The 18943-nt window shown below is 60.2% G+C and carries 15 protein-coding genes and 2 pseudogenes; 7 read left to right on the top strand and 10 right to left on the bottom strand.

The features are described from left to right. Positions 1-16 precede the first annotated feature (16 nt). From MUG98_RS25575 to MUG98_RS18345, 3 genes are all read right to left on the bottom strand, one after another. On the bottom strand, positions 17-868 hold the full coding sequence (locus MUG98_RS25575) for an FAD-dependent oxidoreductase (RefSeq protein WP_425601100.1): 852 nt from the start codon (positions 866-868) through the stop codon (positions 17-19). Between the two features lie 518 nt (positions 869-1386). Further along, positions 1387-2238, bottom strand: coding sequence for an eIF2B alpha/beta/delta subunit family protein (locus MUG98_RS18350; RefSeq protein WP_265108867.1), 852 nt, complete (start codon positions 2236-2238; stop codon positions 1387-1389). Positions 2239-2943: 705 nt separating this feature from the next. Further along, entirely contained in the window at positions 2944-4200 is a 1257-nt protein-coding gene (locus MUG98_RS18345; RefSeq protein ID WP_265108866.1) for a glycosyltransferase, read from the bottom strand. Positions 4201-4365: 165 nt separating this feature from the next. Between MUG98_RS18345 and MUG98_RS18340 the strand changes: the two genes are divergently transcribed. Next, positions 4366-5622 (top strand): HAD family hydrolase, encoded by a 1257-nt coding sequence (locus tag MUG98_RS18340; RefSeq protein ID WP_265108865.1) that lies wholly within the window; start codon positions 4366-4368, stop codon positions 5620-5622. A 12-nt stretch (positions 5623-5634) separates the two neighbouring features. Here the strand turns inward: MUG98_RS18340 and MUG98_RS18335 are convergent, their stop codons facing one another. Further along, positions 5635-6489: a class 1 fructose-bisphosphatase gene (locus MUG98_RS18335; protein ID WP_265108864.1), complete on the bottom strand. Its 855-nt coding sequence runs from the start codon at positions 6487-6489 to the stop codon at positions 5635-5637. After that, positions 6482-7298: pseudogene (locus MUG98_RS18330) on the bottom strand (class I fructose-bisphosphate aldolase). Before MUG98_RS18330 ends, MUG98_RS18335 begins: the two are co-directional and overlap by 8 nt. 781 nt (positions 7299-8079) lie before the next feature. On the opposite strand from MUG98_RS18330, the gene MUG98_RS18325 reads away from it, so the two are divergent. Then, positions 8080-8382, top strand: a complete 303-nt coding sequence (locus tag MUG98_RS18325) for a hypothetical protein (protein ID WP_265108863.1) — start codon at positions 8080-8082, stop codon at positions 8380-8382. Positions 8383-8813: 431 nt separating this feature from the next. On the opposite strand, the gene MUG98_RS18320 is transcribed toward MUG98_RS18325, so the two are convergent. The 3 genes from MUG98_RS18320 to MUG98_RS18310 form a co-directional block, all read right to left on the bottom strand. After that, a complete protein-coding gene (locus tag MUG98_RS18320; protein ID WP_265108862.1) occupies positions 8814-9854 on the bottom strand; it encodes a zinc-binding dehydrogenase in 1041 nt (346 codons plus the stop codon). A 333-nt stretch (positions 9855-10187) separates the two neighbouring features. Next, the gene (locus tag MUG98_RS18315; RefSeq protein WP_265108861.1) at positions 10188-10607 is read right to left on the bottom strand and encodes a DUF7344 domain-containing protein; all 420 of its coding nucleotides are present in this window, start codon (positions 10605-10607) and stop codon (positions 10188-10190) included. Between the two features lie 289 nt (positions 10608-10896). Next, positions 10897-11367, bottom strand: coding sequence for an Lrp/AsnC family transcriptional regulator (locus tag MUG98_RS18310; RefSeq protein WP_265108860.1), 471 nt, complete (start codon positions 11365-11367; stop codon positions 10897-10899). Between the two features lie 335 nt (positions 11368-11702). Here MUG98_RS18310 and MUG98_RS18305 point away from each other — a divergent pair, with 335 nt between their 5' ends. Further along, entirely contained in the window at positions 11703-11999 is a 297-nt protein-coding gene (locus tag MUG98_RS18305) for a hypothetical protein (protein WP_265108859.1), read from the top strand. Between the two features lie 276 nt (positions 12000-12275). Beyond that, positions 12276-12698, top strand: a complete 423-nt coding sequence (tsaA, locus tag MUG98_RS18300) for a tRNA (N6-threonylcarbamoyladenosine(37)-N6)-methyltransferase TrmO (protein ID WP_265108858.1) — start codon at positions 12276-12278, stop codon at positions 12696-12698. Positions 12699-12773: 75 nt separating this feature from the next. Here tsaA and MUG98_RS18295 read toward each other — a convergent pair whose 3' ends face one another. Continuing rightward, entirely contained in the window at positions 12774-13886 is a 1113-nt protein-coding gene (locus tag MUG98_RS18295) for a hypothetical protein (RefSeq protein ID WP_265108857.1), read from the bottom strand. Positions 13887-14190: 304 nt separating this feature from the next. Further along, positions 14191-14580, bottom strand: a complete 390-nt coding sequence (locus MUG98_RS18290) for a site-specific integrase (protein ID WP_265112487.1) — start codon at positions 14578-14580, stop codon at positions 14191-14193. Between the two features lie 120 nt (positions 14581-14700). On the opposite strand from MUG98_RS18290, the pseudogene MUG98_RS18285 reads away from it, so the two are divergent. From MUG98_RS18285 to MUG98_RS18275, 3 genes and pseudogenes are all read left to right on the top strand, one after another. After that, a pseudogene (locus tag MUG98_RS18285) lies at positions 14701-14936 on the top strand (PIN domain-containing protein); the annotation flags it as partial. A 90-nt stretch (positions 14937-15026) separates the two neighbouring features. After that, a complete protein-coding gene (locus tag MUG98_RS18280; RefSeq protein WP_265108856.1) occupies positions 15027-16277 on the top strand; it encodes a zinc metalloprotease in 1251 nt (416 codons plus the stop codon). Between the two features lie 465 nt (positions 16278-16742). Next, on the top strand, positions 16743-18524 hold the full coding sequence (locus MUG98_RS18275; protein WP_265108855.1) for an ArnT family glycosyltransferase: 1782 nt from the start codon (positions 16743-16745) through the stop codon (positions 18522-18524). Positions 18525-18943 lie beyond the last annotated feature (419 nt).

Here is an 18943-nt window from a genome sequence, read left to right as displayed (position 1 = left end):
GGCGTCGAGAGCGTGGTCACTCCACCAGCGCGGCCTCGAGCAGTTGGAGCGGATGTCGGATCTCGTAGCCCGTTCCGTGTTCCATCTGCATCGCACACGTCGGGCACTCGATCATCCCGACGTCGCCTTCGGCGTCGGCCATGTGGTGAAACATCTCCTCACCGATCTCCATCGAGGTGTGGTACTTCTCCGCTTTCCAGCCGTGGGTTCCGGAGATGCCCGAACAGGAGTCGCCGACGTCTTCGATGGTGACCCCCTCCACCTCGCGAAACGTCTCGAGGGCTTGCCGAGCAAGGCCCTGGTTCCGGGCGTGACAGGGGGCGTGGTAGGCGAGGTCCGGAAAGTCGACCGTCGTGTCGTCGAGTTCCGACTCGAGGTTCTCGTGGATACGGAGATACTCGAGGGCCTCGAACGTATCGTCGGAGACGTCCTCGGTGCCCTCGATGTCGAATAGCTCCGGGTACCCCTGACGAAGCGACAGCGAACAGGAGGTACAGGAAGCGATCACGTCGGCTCCGTCGGGAACCCAGATCGCGCGGTCGATATCGGTCGCGAGGTACGGCTCCATCTCGCGGGCCTGCTCCCCGGTGAGTACTTTGGTCGGGATATCACACTCCCGGCACCCTCGCAATTTCTTTCTGAAGTACTCGTCGGTATCCTCGGGCCGTTTGACGAAGAGTCCGCCGGTCATTTCGATACAGTGATCCGCGATCTCCTGGAGGACGTAGTTTTCCTGGACGCACTCTTTCGCGCTCTCCTTGTCCGAGACGGCGTACCGACCGCCGCTGTGGAGTAACCCGTGCATCCGGCCTGTCGTCCCGTGGGTCAGGTTTCCCTTCTCGACGAGCGTGACCTCTATCCCGCGCATCGCGAGATCGCGAGCGATGCCACAGCCCGTCGAACCACCGCCGAGGACGACGACATCGGTCTGGGAGGTGCGGTCGACGGTCACGGGACCCTCCCGTACCGTTCTCCGTTCCCACGAAACCCGTCTCAGTTTCGTGTTCGTGAGCGCGTATTTCGCCTAGCAGTCCGAAGTCAGTGAGCCTGCCCGTAATCGGTGAGTCAGTCGGGCAGGGAATTTTGCGACTGTGTTCGCTAATCGTGGTGCGTTCTGCTTCGGGTCGGTCGGTCATTGGTGTGAATTTCTCGTCGTGGGTCGATGTCCAATCGATGCATTCCCGCCGATTTCAACGCGCCGTTCCGTCTGAGTTCGTATCTCCGCACCCCAGAGAATGGCGAATCGATTTCGCGTACCGAAGTACAGTGAGGTGATTGGGTATTGGTACCACATAACAAATCCATCGACGAGGAGGAAATAAGTATCGGTGGCGTTGAGTGGGGAGCGAGCGCTCCCGTCCCTCAGAGACGATTCACCCGGATCTGTCAGCACTCGTGTGTCTGCTCGTCCGTAACGATCGTATCGAGGAGCCTGACCGGCGTCGCGTCGTACGCCGGATTCGCCACGTCGAATCCGTCAGATGGTTCGAGCAGCACTTCGGACGGCGATCGGTGTTCGTTTTCGAATACGAAGCCGGTGTCGATGAACTTCGTCGACGATCCGACGACCGTTACCGGCACGTCCGAATCGGCGGCGGTTGCGATGATCGGGTACGTCCCCACGCGGTTGTAGACGGTCCCTTCGATGACACAGTTCATGCCGACCATGACTCGATCACACGTGGGGAGAAAGTGTCCCGCAGCACTGTCGGTAATGAGCGTTACCGCTACACCATCGCGGTCGGATAGCTGGCGGGCGGTTCGCCGCCCGATGAACCGGGGCCGAGATTCCGTCACGTACAACTCGAACTGTTTGTTCGCATCGAGAGCGTACTCGAGAGTTGCCATCACCGTCGAGGAGTTCTCGTGGGTCAACAGCACGTCACCGTCCTCGATGACCGTCGCTGCTCGCTCCGCGGCATGGTCCTTGCTCGACTCGACGTCCGTGACGACGGCCTGGATAGCGGTCAGCGTTCGCTCTTTCGCTTCGTCGACGGCAGCAGGATTCGACTCGGTAACTTCGGTGACGATACGCCGTTGTGTCGTGTACAGCGTTGCGTGCGACGGACTCGCCCGATGGAGAGCCGCACTGTTCCGGCTCAGCGACCGGAGGTATTCTTCGACAGTATAGTACTCCCGTTCGGTCAACTCGCGGAGCGCTCTGGCAGCCTTCACCGCGACGATCGAGGCGCTTTGCGTCTGCATTTCCTCGATCTCGGTCACCGTCTCGTCTATCATACCGCTGACTATGGTACCCTCCTACATGGAGTTTCTCCTGGGCGACAAGGGATCGTGCTCTCGGGCAGATAGCCTCATCCGGATCCTTCCTGCGAGTCCGCAGCGAACACGAATTTGCCAGCAACGCCCTTTTTGCGAGAGGAGCGGTGAGAGCGGATAACCCGTTTCGGTCCGAGTTCTGCGACGCGTTCGTGGACTCGGAACGTGACTCGAGGAGGCTGAACGGAGACCCGTCCCAGCGATTCACACCGGAAAGAATCCTCGAAATCGGACTGTCGAGCTCGGCGTCACAAATATCATTTCCGTGATGTGAAAACTACATACGACGCGGCGTAAATTATGGACTATCGTGAATGGGTTGTGATAGCCGACCGCAATAGTGTTGTGGTGGTGATATGAGCGACAGTGATTTACATAGGTACTATTGTAATATATTTCGGATCAGTAAGTAGTCGTTATGTGCCACGACGGGGCTCACGCCCGCGAACGGGAGTCCTAGACACCTGACAACCGGAGCAGTCACGTGAACCCCGCTCCATTCCGGTGTGAGGTTCTGTCGTCGTGACCGATCGGCGAAGAGAGACCCTCCGCTGTCGACGCCACTGGCAGTCGAGGCTACAAACACCGGTGTGCAATGGACTCCGAGACGCAATTCGTACCGCGAGGCGGACCTGAACTACCGAACGAAACGAAGAGGCGGTGGAGTTACGGCTCGACACTCGGTCGAGACACGTCTGCGATCAACGTCAGATAGTCGGAAACCAGACGGGGAAGCAGAAATCGCTCACGGATCGTCTCGCGTCCCCGTTCACCGAACTGGCGGTTCCGCTCGTCGTCGAGCAGTCGGGTGACGCGATCGGCAGTCGCGGCGATGTCATCCGGTTCGACGAGGTATCCGTTGGCCCCGTCCTCGATCTGGAGTGGAATGCCACCGACGTTCGATCCGACGACGGGTGTCTCCTTCCACAGCGCCTCCGCGACAGTTAGCGCGAATCCTTCGCGTAACGACTTCTGAAGGACGACGTCGGCACCCCGCTGCAGGGCGTTGATCCCGGCGTCGGGAAGATCCGACAAGAGATGAACGTCAGGATCGTCGGACGTCGCCTCCTCCACCTCGCGATACACCACGATCCCTTCGGGATCGTCGTCGGGCCTGCTCCCGACGAGCGCGAGCTGGGTGTCGGGAATCGTCTCCGTCACGTCTCGATAGGCGTCTACCACACCCAGCGGATCCTTCCAGGGGTCGAATCGCGAGATCTGTACGATCAACGGTCTGTCCGTATCGAACGGATAGCGCTCGGGATCGGCCGCTTCAGCGGCCTCGCCCGATAGCTCTTCGAGCGGTCGGTTCTTCTCGGTAAACGGGTCGATCGCTGGGTGGACTACCACCTTTTCGACACCCGTTATCGACTCACCGTACTCCGGGAGGGTGAATACCGCTCGGTCGATCGGATCGAGGTACGACTGGAGGAATTCGAGGAACGCCGGCGCTGCCGCCGTAAGATCGATGTGGCACCGCCAGACGAAGGCCGTCTCCGGGAACCGCTCGGCCAGCGTCGGTGCCATCCCGAGCGTCTGTGGGTCGTGCAAGACGATCACGTCGTACGTCTCGCCGAGGGCCTCCGCGTTCTCGACGGTAACGGGCCGATAGGTCTCGCGCATGTCGTCGGTGAATTCGCTCTGTTCGCCCTGAAGGCCGTTGTGAATGGCCTTCGTCACGTCGAAGAATTCGGCCGTGGCGTCCATGACCAGCCAATCCGTCTCGACACCGACGTCGTTCAGGAGCGGCACCAGCGACTGGACGATCTCCGCGACCCCACCACCACTCGCCGTCGAGTTGACGTGGGCCACCCGCACGTTTGTGAGCTCCTCCGCTACTTCGCGGATCTTTTGGCGCTGTTGATCGTCGATATCCGACACGTAGGCTTCGATGGTCTTGTCTTCAAGGACTACGTTCTGCATCCACGATCACTGTTAGTCATTCACACCCGAGCGTTATTATTGTATGGTCGCACTGACGTCTGACGGACGATTCGCGGACGGGTAACCGTGCGCCGATTCACCGGAACCGATCGTGATCGTCGAATCTGGACCCACGTTTATTTTACTGCCAATCGTGGGTTTCGTATGGAACGATACGAACAACTCTATCGACTGTACGAGGACCACGACACCGACACCCTTCGCGCCCTGCAGGACCTCGTCGATCTCTTTCCCGCGATCGATTCCCGCGTCGCGCTCGATCGGTGGCAGGAGGTCAACGAGGAACTCGTCGACGGCAAGACGGAAGTCCGTGAATCCTTCCCCGGCGTCGGGGCGACGTTCGCGGACCTCGCTACCCGCGCGACGCGGGACCAGGCGTTTACCGCGCTCGACCTCTACGGCAAGTACGGCCGCGCAGTGAACGTGTTCGTCCTCGACGTCGACGAGACGCTGCGCTCGACGGGGAGCACCGACAACGAAATTCCGCGTGACACGCTTCATCTCCTGACCGAATTCCACGAGGAGGGCGTTCCGATCGTCATCTGCACCGGTCAGACCCTGGAAAACGTCAAAGGGTTCGCCATCCAGGGATTGGGCAGCGAACTCGTCCACTCGGGAAACGTAAGCATCGTGTACGAAACCGGGACGGGCGTGTTCACACCGGGACACGGCAGCGATACCAAGCAGTTGCTCTACGCGGAACTGGACGACGAGATCCAGGCCGTGTTCGACGACATCCGATCGCGCATCCTCTCGGCGGCCCCAGATCGGCTGCGCAAGGGCTGTCACCTCCAGGGAAACGAGTTCAACATCACGATGAAACCCAACTTCGAGACGGGATCGACCGCTGCACGGGAGATCATCGACGAAGCGCTGGTCTACGAACTCGATCTCCTCGGCGACGCCGTCACCGCTCTCGAACACGTCGATGACGTCGAGGACGAGACGTCTCGCGATTGGGCGCGCGCCTACTACGCCGAGCAGGACTCCGAAATTCGTCTGGTTCTCGAGCAGGAAGGAGCGATACCGGCTGCCGCTGCGGATGACGCTCCCGAGGACGTACGGAGCGTGTTCGATCGGATCGACGTCGGCTACTACGAGGGCGACGCCGCCGAAATCGGCAGCCTCGAACTGAGCAAGGTGGTCGGCGTCGAAGCGGCGTTCGACGTGCTCGGGATCGACGACCCGTTCGCGATCGTCATGGGTGACTCCAAGAGTGACCTGCGAGTCATGCGCTGGGTCGCCGAAAACGATGCAGGCCTCGCTGCTGCCCCGGATCACGCGTCACAGTCCGTCCTGAATCACGTTCTCGCGGCGGACGAACTCGTTTTCGACCAGGGATCTGCAAGCGACGTCCTCCGGATCGTGTACGCGCTGAACCGACTGGCGCGTGACCGGTGACGCCTCCAGTCGTCAGTCCAGCGCAGCTTCGAGCCTATCGACGTACTCGGTCGTTCCGATGTGAACGGGAACGCGCTGGTGCAGGTCGTCCGCGGGCACGGCGAGGATCGATCGTTCGCCGTCCGAGGAACGCCCATCGGCAGCCTCCGCAATGTAGCCGATGGGATTGCCCTCGTACAACAGGCGGAGCTTACTCTCGGGTGCCGATCGGAGTGGAGGGTACGCGAAGATCCCGCCGTAGGTGAGCACCTGGTTCACGTCGCCGATCATCGCACCACTGTAGCGGAGTTTGAGTTCCTGCTCGATCTCGCGGACGAAGGCTTCGACGTCGGCGGGCCACTCGGGGACGCGACCGCCGAACCCGTACACGCCGTGGTCGCCGAGCTCGTCAGGAATACGGACGTCCTCCCGGACAGTGTTCCGTTCACCGTTCTCGATGACGTACTCGGTAACGGTCCCCTCGGCGGCAGTGACCATCGTCGTTCGTGGCCCGTAGAGAACGTACGCGGCGCCGACGAGCCGATCACCGCTGGCGGGGAGCGGAGCATCGTAGACGCCGGCGATGGTCCCGGCCGCGTTGTTGGTCTCGATGTTCGACGAGCCGTCGACCGGATCGACTGCGACGCCGTACCCCTCGCCGTCGGTAACGAGTTCGTCGCGTTCTTCGCTGGCGTACTGGCCCACACCGTCGATGGGGAGCAATCGCTCCTCGAGCAGCCGGTCGGCGTAGACGTCGGCCGCAATCTGTTCCTCACCGCTCGGATTCTCCTCGCTCTCGAACTCGACGCGATCGACGAGCGTCGCGCGAATTTCGGGGGCGGTCGCGGCGACGACGTCGAACACCTCCTCGACAGTGGGGTCACTCATCGGCGTGTCCATCGTCGATTCCCGCGTTCGTCAGTGCGGTATCGACGGTTGCGTCCTCGAAGACGACCGCCTCCAGTGCGTCGAGAATCGTCATGGGTTCTTCGTGTTGCCAGACGTTCCTGCCGACTGCGACGATCCCCGCCAGCGTTCATCGTGGCCTTCACCTCCTCGAGGAAGTCACGATCGGTGGTCTTCGATCCGCCGAACATGACGACTTTCGAGCCCGCGGCTATCTGGACGACGTCCTCCATCGCGCTCTGTGAGCCGGGGTACTTGACCTTCGTCACGTCTGCGCCGAGTTCGAGTCCCAGTCGTGCGGCGTACTCGATGACCTTCGGCTTCGAGGCGTTTTTGACGCCCTGGCCGCGCGGGTACCCCCACATCACTACCGGGAGGTCGTACTCGCGGGCGCGCTCCTGGGCCTCGCGGAACTCCTCTGCCATGCCGACCTCGTTGTTCGCTCCGGCGTAGATCGTGAATCCGACCGACGAAGCGCCAACCTCGGTAGCGTAGTCCACGGAGCAGTTGACCGCAGTGTCGGGTTCGCCCATCCAGAGGCTCGAGGTCCCGTTGAGTTTCATCAGCAGGTCCACGTCATCCTCGTAGGAGGGGTAATACCCCTCGGCGATTCCCTTCTGGACGGCGAGCGAGGTCACAGCTGGATGCGTGGCGGCCTCGAACACCGGATCTGGATCCGCGCGTTCCGGCATCTCGGTGAAGTCCGCCGGCCCGTGCTCTATTCCGTGATCGTACGCCAGGATGACGATCTTGCCATCGCTCGCGAGGGGCTTGTCATCTATCGGGTACATCCCCTCTAGATTTGATACGCAACAGTATTATTCTATCGACGTTAATAATTTTTATATCATCGCCCAAAGAAAAACTCAAGAAAACGTAATTTATGGAGTGACTGATGGATATCGATCGTCCATCGTCAGCACCAGCGAGTTCTACCGTGACGACGAGGTCGAACTATCGTAAGGAAATTATTTACGTCTACAAAACATCTCACTTTCGAGTACAAAATAGTCTTTAGAGAGTTCTGGAGTCAAGTAAGTTCACTGATCAGATCGGAAGTGAGGACATAGAGCCGACCAACAACCGGGACGGAGACGGATCACGTTGCGATCGGCGAAACCGTGGTTCGGATCGACGGTCGACTAATACTGGCAGTACGCCGTTGTCGATCCAGAATCGAATAAACCGCTTTGCACACGGTTTTCCACGATAATGACTCCCTGATGGAAATCCTCTTGCGAGATCAAACCGAGAACCATGACGACGCAGACGTCGTGTTTCTCGTTGATGATGCGACGCATGTTCCGACTGCGTTCTGCCGACGCGGGCTCCGATCTCGGTACGGCAAACGGGAAAACTAAAATCTCGCTGAACATATATTCTAAAGTATGGAACGACCTACATACCTATTATTATATAATTCGAGTGGCATGGAAAACGGTCGGCGGATTGTGGCTCCATGCCTTCGCCGTCCGCCACGATGCTACAAACTACACACGACCTGCGTGGGTCTTCGACGGGTAGAGGGCAGCCACGGATTCGGAATCGTGGAAAGCCCGGAGCGAATTCGAGGTGACGATCACCGAGACGAACGATCCCGTGAGCCCGGATGAGACGTTCGAAGTGAGTGTTGCGATCGAAAACAGAAGCGAGATGAGAGACCGCCAGGAGATCGTCCTCGACGACAACGGTCAGGAGGGTGTCGTCGGCGAGTGGGTCGACCTCGCGAGCGGCGATTCAGACAGCGTGACGCTGCGGTGCGACACGGACGAGGACGATATCGGCGACGTATCCACAATGAGGACTCCACACAGGCAACCGTCGGGGAGATCGAGGGCGTACTCGAGGCGCCCATTCTCGTCGTCGAGCGTGTAGAGCCCGATGTATCGGTGCAGGACGTGGAGATTTACGACTTTGAACTGACGGTGGAAGTCGAGAACACCGGCCCAACGGAGACGATCTAGGACATTGTTCTACTAATCGGTGAACGGACTAACGAGGATCGGGATACGGAGACGGTCGACGTTACTGGTGAGGGAACGGAAACTGTGACGCTCGAGGGGGTTGCAGTACGGGCAGGTATCGGATGGGTATTTGGAGGAAAAGTCACTCTCATTCGGGGTAGAAAGCGACGTTTCAGCGTCGGTTGTTCGACATTAGTGGGCGGAGAGAGGCTTGTCAAGAACGAGCACGAGGGGATCGAAGAGGGGCACAACGAGTGTATTTGACCGGCCAGACAGGTTTATTTCGATATCTCTCCAGACCCGGTCACACCCGGGTCTGGAAATCGGTTCGGGCGACGGCGACTACAGTTCGCTATCAGGGACGACGACGACCTTGCCGAAGCCCTCGCGGTTCTCGAGCATCTCGTGGGCACGTTTGATCTCGCTCATCGGGAGCGTCTCGCGGATACGCGGCTGGAAAGTACCGTCCCAGACGAGTTCGAGCGCTTCCTCGGCCTGGCCTGGCGTTGCCATCGTCGAACCGATGACCGTAAGCTGGTTCCAGAAGATGCGGTTGAGGTCGGTTTCGAGGTTGCCGCCCGTGGTCGCCCCGCACGTGACGACCCGTCCGCCTTTCACGAGGCTTTTGAGCGAAGACTGCCAGGTCTGAGCGCCGACGTGGTCGACCACCATGTCGACACCGCGACCACCAGTTAACTCGCGGATTTCGCTGGCGAAGTCAGCCTCCTCGTAATTAATAGTGTGGTCGGCGCCGACTTCCTCCGCGTAGGCCAGTTTCTCGTCGGTGCTCGCCGTCGCGAACACCTCTGCTCCAGCGTGGGCTGCGACCTGGACGGCAGCGTGGCCGACACCGCCCGACGCACCGAGGACGAGGACTGATTCACCGGATTTCAGCCCACCACGATCCCTGATCATGCGCCACGCGGTCTGGAACACCAGCGGAGCGGCCGCGGCCGTCTCCCAGTCGATACCCTCGGGAACGGGTGCGAGGTTCGCCGCCGGCAGCGCGGCGTACTCGCTGTGGACGCCGCGAACGTGCTCACCGATGATGTGGAAGTCCGGCGCGAGCGTCGGATCACCTTTCCGGCTGAACTCGTCGTTCCCGCCGCTTTTTCCCGCGATCACACAGACCCGGTCGCCGGGTTCGAACCGCGTCACGCCCTCGCCGACCGCTTCGACGACCCCTGCGGCGTCGCTCCCTGGGACGTGGGGCATGTCGAGATCGACTCCCGGCAGTCCCCGGCGCGTCCAGATGTCCAGATGGTTGAGCGCGCCGGCCTTCACGTTGACCAGTACCTCATCACGATCGATCTCGGGGTCAGGAAACTCGCCGTATTCGAGAACGTCGCGGTCTCCATGCGTCTCAAATTGGACTGCTTGCATCACGTGAGGGGACCTACTCGACAATAATAAAACTAAGTATCGTCAATTGACGAATCCCTTCACGGAAAGTCGGTCAATTCGTCGACGTCTCCCGACTCTGGACGACAATCGATGCCAGTGAGCGGCAGGTTCAGTGTGAAACGAGTGAAATAATCGAACCACCCGTACTGCATACTGTATGCAGCACGCCCCCTCTTGACAGCAGTTCTGTGGTTCGTTCAGTTTCTGCTGAATAGAGGGCGCGTGTGTAGTACAGAGGTCACGTGAAAACCGCGTAATATAAATTGGTCGATACAGGTAGCAGGCCGTGCAGAGGGGCACACTGACGGTTCTTTATCCACGGAAACTGACAAAAGGTTCGGTTGCAGGGCAATCCGTCCGCTGGTCCTCCATCAGTTCGAGAGAGGGTTTTAATTCGTCGAACCGAGGACCTCTCGTTACAAGACGGTCCTCTGGATGCCACTCGACAAAACCATACTCTGCCAGTTTGGGAAGGTGAACGCGGCGTTTCTGGATGAGTTCCCTGTCTACTCCGGGTATCTCCAACTGCCCCGATAAAAACTGATCGAGGAGTGCCTCGTGGGCTTCGATCAGTTCCCGAGACGCGTCGGATAGGTCTGATACCCGTAGCGGTTCGCTGTCCAGTAAGTCGACGAGCAGTTGACGCCGCTGATCGTCCGACAACGCATCAAATACGTCACCGTTTTCCACCACGTCGTCCCGGACATTTTGGTCTGAGGAATGCGCAATCATGTGTGCTACCACGTTCCACACGCGGAAGAGTGACTGTTGTGTCCACAGTTACAGGCGCTTCGGATTAAACAGGTTGTCGCCGAGATGTGCGGGAAATAACAGCGTGGGATGATCTCGATCGTTCAGTTTCACCGACTTACCCGACGCTACTCCCGTGTCGCACCCGGTAGCTGTTCTTCGACACGTACGTCTCCCGGTCTATCAACGAGACAAACTCTTGCTGTGATCTGGCACGATACCCGGATAGGATCTATCCAAAAGGATACGGCAGGATATACGTGCCGGGTGATCAGTCCTCAAATAAATCCATTCCGAAGTGGTCGAACGGTTGAACGTGATAATCTTTGATGATCTGGCTGGAGATTATTTCGAGATCGAGGTCCTCGATACCCGTGAGGGTCTCGTCCGCCATATCGGAATCGACGGCCACAGACTCAATGTGGATGTTGTGGCTGCCGGTTGTCATCTCACGAACGTTGATCACACCGGGGAGATCTAACGCCTTCTTGGCCAGTTCGGTTCGTTTCGCAGTCGGCGCTCGACACACGATGAACAGATGGAGTTCGAATCCGGCCTCCTCGTAGTCGATCTCGGGGTGATAGCCACGAATCACGCCCTCCTCAAGGTACTCGATACGGTTTCGCACTGTGCTGGCCGAGGTTCCAACCATATCGGCCATCTCTGTAGCTGTGGCTCCTCGCGCGCTCTCTTGGAGAAGGTGGAGAATACCTCGGTCGACATCGTCGAGATTGTGAACCATGGGTACTGATACGGTCTCCCACTCCAAAGAGGTTTTTTCCAGCCATGGTGTACGATGGATACTTCCAGCAAGCAGGTGATTCGGCGTGGAATGGGGAGGAACAAATGTGGAGAGCCTCCGGCATACATCCTCTGTATTCAGCACCGTAAAACCATCCCAATTTTGAATAGTTTCTCTGAGAACCGCGCACACTTCCGGCCGTGATGACACAGCATCAGTCTGCGCCATCGACGTGGGCGGAACGACATCGACGAGAATACAAGGCGCGAGTAACCCGCAGTGCTAACTACTAACACACTCCGCTGTGTATTCCGACATAGGTGGGTTTGACACAGATGAGTGATACTGATGGCGACGAGAAAGAACCGACGACAGTCCACTTCATCGATGGAACAGCGGAAGTGTATAACGTCGTCGTGAGGCGATACGACTCAAAGTGGCTCTACGCATTGCGCCCGGAGACGGCGGCGAATCACTGCATATTAAATAGTGAGAACGTAACCCGAATCGAGGCCCAGACTGTTATCCAAATTGATGAGGGTGTCGGGTACTGTGATTTCGACTGGCGTGATAATGTCGAGACGTGGGTTGAACAGGAAAACTGGATCGCCACGCCGAATGACGTCGATTGATCGTCGGTCGTCGATCGCAAACACGGCCGTGAATTCGGTGACCTCCGCTGGAAAGACGAACGGTCTATCTACATCACTCGTGTACACGTTCTCTCTATTTAGCACGCCCTTCTTGACAGCAGTTCGGCAGTTCGATCAAGGTCTGCTGAATAGAAGACGCGTATCGGTCACGACACTGATTTCTCACTCGAAGACCGAACTATAGACGCGTCTGAAGACCAGTTCAAGTACGAGTCGATCGGAGTGATCCGGACGCCTTTCGAATCGCCGGACGGAATGCCGATCCAACCGGTTGGGGCAGATGCCGCAGTGGGAACTGTCGAGGTTGACGAGTCATACGCGGACGGTTTGCAGGATCTGGACGGGTTTACTCACTGTATCTTGCTGTATCATTTTCATGCATCTCCTGACACTGCTTCCTTGCAGGTTGAACCGTTTCTTGATGACGAAAAAAGAGGGGTCTTTGCCACGCGGGCACCACGGCGTCCGAATCCGATTGGACTCTCTGTTGTCGAGATCGATTCCGTCACAGATCACGAAGTGACTGTTAGGGGAATCGACGTAGTTGATCAGACGCCGTTGCTGGATATCAAACCGTTCGTTCCTAACTTCGATGTTCCGAGTGAGGCGGACACAGGCTGGCTCAACGCATCGAAGTCAACAGTCCAATCAAAGCAGGCCGATGAACGGTTTCTTTGATAGATCCGTCCTGACTAACTTTTCGTACGCAAAGCCAAGCTCATCGCGAACCGTGAAGTTCGCAATAAATATAATTTATGCAATATATGGGTCGGAGGGTCTTGATTGGGATCCTTCTTCCTCCACTGAGATGATCGGACAGTTCACCGCCGCGTTCGCCGCCCGAACGTTCCCGAGGAGCGAGTTGACTGGACCGTCGGCCGCGCTGGCAAGGTCTCCCGCCAGCACCAACTCGATTATCTCCTCGCGGTCGGTCAGTCGCCGACGGCGTCCTTCTTCGATCGCCGCTTCGGTCCATACGATGGGATGGACGTCCCAAAGTGGGCTGTAAAACAGCGAGCAGTCGGTCGGACCTTGTGGGTCGTGGCAGACCTGGTCGGAGCGAGTGACGTTGAGCGGACCACCCTCACCCGCAACGGCGGACCGGAGGCCCTGACGTTCCGGATTGTCTTCGCCCATCGGCCCGTTCACGATCGGGAATATCGGCTCGCGGGCGGAGCTTTCAAGATCCCGGTCGCCGGCCGCAGGAGCCCCACTGAGCGTCGGGGCGTGCGTCGCGCCTTCGAGTGCCGCCACGTCAGCAGGGTAGGCATCAGTGCTAAGGTAGAGTTCGCCACGCTCCTCGTAGAACCCCTCGACGAGCTCCAGGGTGACGGTCATCGATTCCTTGTCGATCTCGACCAGACCGTCATGCTCACCAGTGGAGTTCTCGACGTGCGGCGCGTTGAAGACGACGTTCCGACTCGGCGTCGTCACGAAGGGGCTGTACGCGTCGTCGCCCACCGAACCAGGTTGGGTGTTCTCGGCGTCAAGCGGGAAGCCGTCCGGTCCCGGTGCGACGTTCCGGTCGGAGGAGAAATCGACGGTTCCCGCGAAGCGAATTTGGGAATTGCGTGGCTCGAACTGCTCGGACATCCCCATACTCACCTCTTGGACTGCCGGCGTCTCGAGTGCATTCCTGAGTTTCGGTGCCCAGTTCAGGCCCAATCTGAGCGCGTGGTCGAGTCCAGAAGTCTCCGTGAGCACGTAGTGAACGTCTTCGTCGTCGGGTCCTCGGCCCTGAAACAGCGGGAGGGTGACGGTCTTGTCCTCGGCGTCAATTTCGATGGCGCTCGGGAGTTCTGCTGGAATCCCGTCCTGGTTCTGTGACGTGGGGGTAACTACGCTGGCTCGGGAGCTTCCCGCCACGCTGAAGCCAGCAACTCCGATTCCGAGTGCCCCGAGAAACGTTCGGCGATTCGGTTCAACCTTGTTCTGCCTCGGTGGGTTGGGTTGCGTCGTGGTCGTCCTCGAAGTCAAACCCGCAATATATTTCAGGAGTGGTTAAGAAATATAATATATGTATCGAGAACTTGCGCTTGCATCTGTGTTTATCGCGTCCGTTACTGTCGTTATGTTGATTGTCGAGGTAGCAGGGTTCTTGCTGACACTATCGGTTAGCCTCATGATTGCCGCCGTGAGCGGAGTGCTGTACCTCAACAGGTTACAGAAATCAACGATCCCCTGAGAGATTGAAGCGCACTCCGGTCACTGCTTCCCCTGTACTGAGGAGCAAGGGCCGTCCCTCTCTCTGATGGGGCTTCCACCAAAGCCAATCGGTGTAGATGTCCATCGTCTCGCTTTCGCTGTCACCGCGAATGTACTGGAGGACGTAGTCGGGCATCCCTCGCTTCCGCATCTCGGTAGTGAAGACGGTCCGGAACGTATGCGGTGTGAACTTCTTGTGGAACCGGGTTTCGCCCTCGTCCATTTCGTTGGCTTCGTCCGCAGCCTTTCGCACCGACTTCCTGATCCGCTCGCGCGTCAGTCTGGTGCCTCTGATCGGGGAGAAGACGAACTTCGTGTCTCTGCGGGATTGATCGATGTACTGGAACCGTTTCACTACGGCCACGACCTCCGCGTCAACGGGCACGACGGAACCGCATCCGTCACGAAGAGACTCGTCTCCCGATGGAGCGCGCGCACGAGTGACGCTGCATCGTCTCTGTTGAGGCGCTTGTGGGTCCTCTCGGATATGCGCGACAAGTACCGCGAGGCGCTTCGGTGGGGCGTATTCGACTCCCGCGAGGACTTCGACCTGCTCGTCCTCGCGCGGGAACTCGAACGCGGGCGTGGTCATCGAGGACCGGAGCATCATCTCGTGGGCCGACGAGTTCGGCCTCCCGTACGTACGGGGGTCTGTTCCCGACGCTGCTGACGGAGTACCTGCGCGCGACCGGCGTCGAGGGATACGAGTGAAGAGGGGTCTCGGCACGCACGACTCGCCCGGCATCCGAGTTCTGTTTTAGCCACAGGCCATTAGTGTGCTCGCGGATAACAGTCGTCCGAATGAGTGGTTCCCGGCCGAGCCGACGCAAGGAACCCGAGCTGGTGGCAGCCGAGTGCGAGGGCTCTGTCGATTTGCAGGTCGACGTCGGGGTGCTCGTCGCCCACGCGCCCGGGACCGACTCCAGCCGGCTCCGAACGTTCGCCACGCGGGCGGCCGAGGACGCAGTTGACGAACTGGCGTCGGCCACGGACGTCACCTGGCGGTTCTACCTCGAGGACTCCGCGCGGCTCGCCGACCACGACCGGCGCAGGCCGTCTGAGTTCCTCGACCGTGCCACTCACCGGATGGTCCAGGGGCCGTACGACATGGTCGTCGTCGTGACGGACGTCCCCCTCGTATCGAGCAGGGAGCGGTTCGTCTCTGGTCTGGCGTCCCCGCTCTCGCGTGTCGCCGTCGTCTCGACCCGGCACCTCCGCAGCGGACCCCGCGACCAGCCCCAGCGCTCGCTCGATCACGAGGCCGTCCGCTGGAACGCGGCGACGCTGCTGGTCCACCTCGTCGGACACGTGCTGGGCGCTCGTCACCGCGACGCCGATGGCGGAGTCATGGAGCCGTTCCGGTTCGTTCCCGACCGGCGGGCCGTCCCGCCTATGGACGCGGACGTCGAGACGCGCCTGCACCGAATCGTCGAGGAGATTCCCGCGGCCGAGGCCCGCCCGCGAGGACCACTGGCCCGGCTTGCCTTCCACGTGCGAAGCGCTATCCGGAACTCCGGACGGGTCCTGCAGGCGCTCGTCAACAGCCGGGCTCCCCTGCTGCCGCTGTCGTTGCCGAAGCTGTCGACGGCGGCGGTGGCGCCGACGCTCATCATCGTCTTTAGCGCCGAGTCTTGGGACGTTGGATTCCACATGGGGAACACGACCGCGGGGCTGTTCGCCGTCGCGAGCATCCTCACTGCCGCCGTCTACCTCCTATTCGCTCAGAACCTCACCTTCCCGCGAAAGCGCCACCAGATCGTCACCGAACACACGGCCCTGGTCAACGTCACGGTCTTTCTCGTCCTCGTGCTGGCGATGCTCGGCCTGTTCGCGCTCGTGTGGGTGATCATCCTCGTCATCGAGCTGGTCGTCTTCCCGCCGAACCTGATGTCCAACTGGCCGAGCCTCGAAGATCCGACGGTGGGATTAGTCGATCTCGTCCGGACGGGCGCGTTCATCAGCACCATCGGCGTCCTCTCGGGTGCGCTGGCAGGTGGGCTTGAGAGCCGGACTATCGTCAGTCACCTCACGCTATTTCTCGACCGACCGTAGCCCCCACCGCTCTCCCAGAGAAACGGCGCGTTGACCCGCGAGAGCGACCGACGATTCCGAGATCGGCATGTTCAGCCCACAAGACGAACACGCTGAAGTCCTCGATCATATGCTGGGGAAATGGGCGAAAGTGCATACCGGGCCCACGTCAGCGCCGACGAATCGGGATCTGGTTACGGAGGTTGCCTGTCCACAACGTGATGCCCTCGTGGAGATATCGGAGACAGATCACGAGGTCGGGCCAACAGCGAGTTCATACGTCCCGGCTTTCGGAGATCATAGCGTTGTCTACAGTTCGGTCGGGCACAAATTCCGGATCTACTACTGCGGAGGACAGACATTGTCCTCTCCGATATTCGTGATCGCACGAAGAGTATTATACTGAATATGCGAACTACTACCATGGTATGCGGCCGAGAATAGGCAGGGACAGGATCTTTCCGATCGGATCGCGGTTATCGGCGAATGAGGATACCGTCTCGAGCGCGGATCGGACTTGGGACCGCCGCAGCGATGCTGATCGACTCGGTCAGAACCCTCCGCCCGACCGATCGGGACCGAACCGCGATCGCCGTCCTCCTCGCCGCCGGCGTGTACGTCTACTACGTCGACCTCGGCGGGTCGACGCTCCAGTCCTACGACGAAGCGATCTACGCGTCGATCGCGCGGAGGCTGATCCGCGGCGGGTCGTGGTTCGTCCCTCGAGTCGACTGGGCCGCCGACGGGGCCGTCGTCGCCGAGATGCTCTTCCTGCAGAAGCCTCCGGGTGCGTTCTGGCTGCAGGCGATCTCGATGCGCGTCTTCGGTGCCACCGCGTTCGGTGCCCGCTTTCCGTCGGCGACGTTCGCGATCGCGACCGGCGTGCTCGCCTACGTTTTCGGTCGGGACCTCTTCGACCGCAGGGCGGGGTTCGTGGCCGGGCTGGTTTGGCTGACGACGCCGCAGGTGTTCGCGGGGATGAACGGCGGTCGGAACGGCGGAACCGACACCGCGCTCGTGTTCTTCGGCACCCTGTTCGTCTACCTCGTCTGGAAGGGCGTCGCCGACGATCGACGATACCTCGCGTACGCGGGGTTCCCGGCGGCGGGCGCACTCCTCGTCAAGGGACTGGCGGCCGGCACGTACTCGCTGGCGCTCCTCGCGCTCGTCCCCTTCGATCTGCTCGGGCGTCGACGGCTCCTCTCTCGAGAGGCGGCGATCGGCGCGGCGGTAACGCTCGTGCTGGCGTTGCCGTGGCCGATCCTCGCCTGGCTCCGTCACGGTAACCTGTTCCTCGAGGAACTCGTTTTCAAGCACGTGATCTATCGGGCGAGCGGCTCGTTCCCACCGTTCCACGAGACGACGTTCGGATTCATGTCCTACCCGTACTTCCGGAACCTTCCCTCGTACTTCGATCCGTGGCTGTACTTCCTGCTCCCGGCGGTCGGCGTCGTCGCCGTCGTCGCGGTCCGCCTTCGGGTTACGGAGGGGCGCTCGCAACCGCTGCGCGATACGACGTTCCTGCTGTGGTGGGCCGCGAGCGTCTTCAGCTTCTTTTCGGTCACCGGGAACCAGGCCTGGTACATCCTGCCGCTGTACGTTCCGGCGGGGCTGCTGGTCGGTCGCCTGGTCTCGCTGGTCGCGTCGCCCCGATCGATCGACCGCTCCCTCGCGGTCGGCGGCGTCGTCACGGGTTGCGTCCTCGCGGTGGTCTTTACGTTTCGACTCGACGTGACCTCGCTCGTACGGTACCGACTGCAGGACCACATTCCCGGCGGCATCGCGTTCGCGCTCGTCCTCGTCGTCGCTGCGATCGCGGTTATCGCCGAGCGGCCGCTCGACTCGACGCTGCGGCGGCGATGGCGCGACGTCGACGTCTCGCGGCTCCGGACCGTCGCGTTCGTAGCCCTCGCGCTCCTTCTCGTGTCTACAACCGCCGCACCGGTCGAAATGGGCGGCTCGGCGTTGGACGACCAACAGGAGGCCGCGGGGACGCTGATCGACCACCAGACGCCCCCGGACGCGACGGTCTTCGTCGTCCCCGAATCCACGCGGGCTGGCGGGTTTCACTCGCTGGTGTTCTACTCCGATCGGTCGATCGAGCCGGTCGAGGAGATGCGGGCCGAATCGAACGATCGAATCAGGTACCTGTTCGTCCACCGGGAAGCGGCAGCCGACCTCGATCGGGAGCGCCGCGTCGTCGCCACGCTCCACGACGAGGACGAGACGTACTACGTACTCGAGTTGGGGCCGCCCGACGGCGGATAGCCGCGGTCGTGCACCGGACGCCGGCGATCGGTCCGTCCGACTCCGACCGGCGATCGAACGGCGAGTACCGTTTCGAGAAGCGTCCGATCGATGGGGTTCGAACGAGAGAGGAGTGCGGAGTGGTGCGCTCCGAATAGAGGGGGTCAGTCCGCTACGAGTTCCGAATCCGCACCGCTCCCCGTCGTCACCACGACGTTTCCTCTGGCGTTCCGTCCTCGAGATGGGGGGCACACATATAAAGATACTAATTAGCCAATGGAAGTCGGATTCTCTTATCGTTCGGGCGCGGCACTTACGCTGTGCGCTGCTACCTGCAACCTATAATTCTCCACAGGATAAGTGAACTGAATTGTCGGTAATAGGTCGGCCTCGGCACTCAAGAAAAATTGCGGAAGTGTTAGACATAAAAATAACGGACG

The organism is Halosolutus halophilus, from assembly GCF_022869805.1.
Taxonomy (GTDB): domain Archaea; phylum Halobacteriota; class Halobacteria; order Halobacteriales; family Natrialbaceae; genus Halosolutus; species Halosolutus halophilus.
The sequence above is the reverse complement of the archived record's forward strand: the minus strand, read 5'-3'. Positions and strand labels throughout refer to the sequence as shown.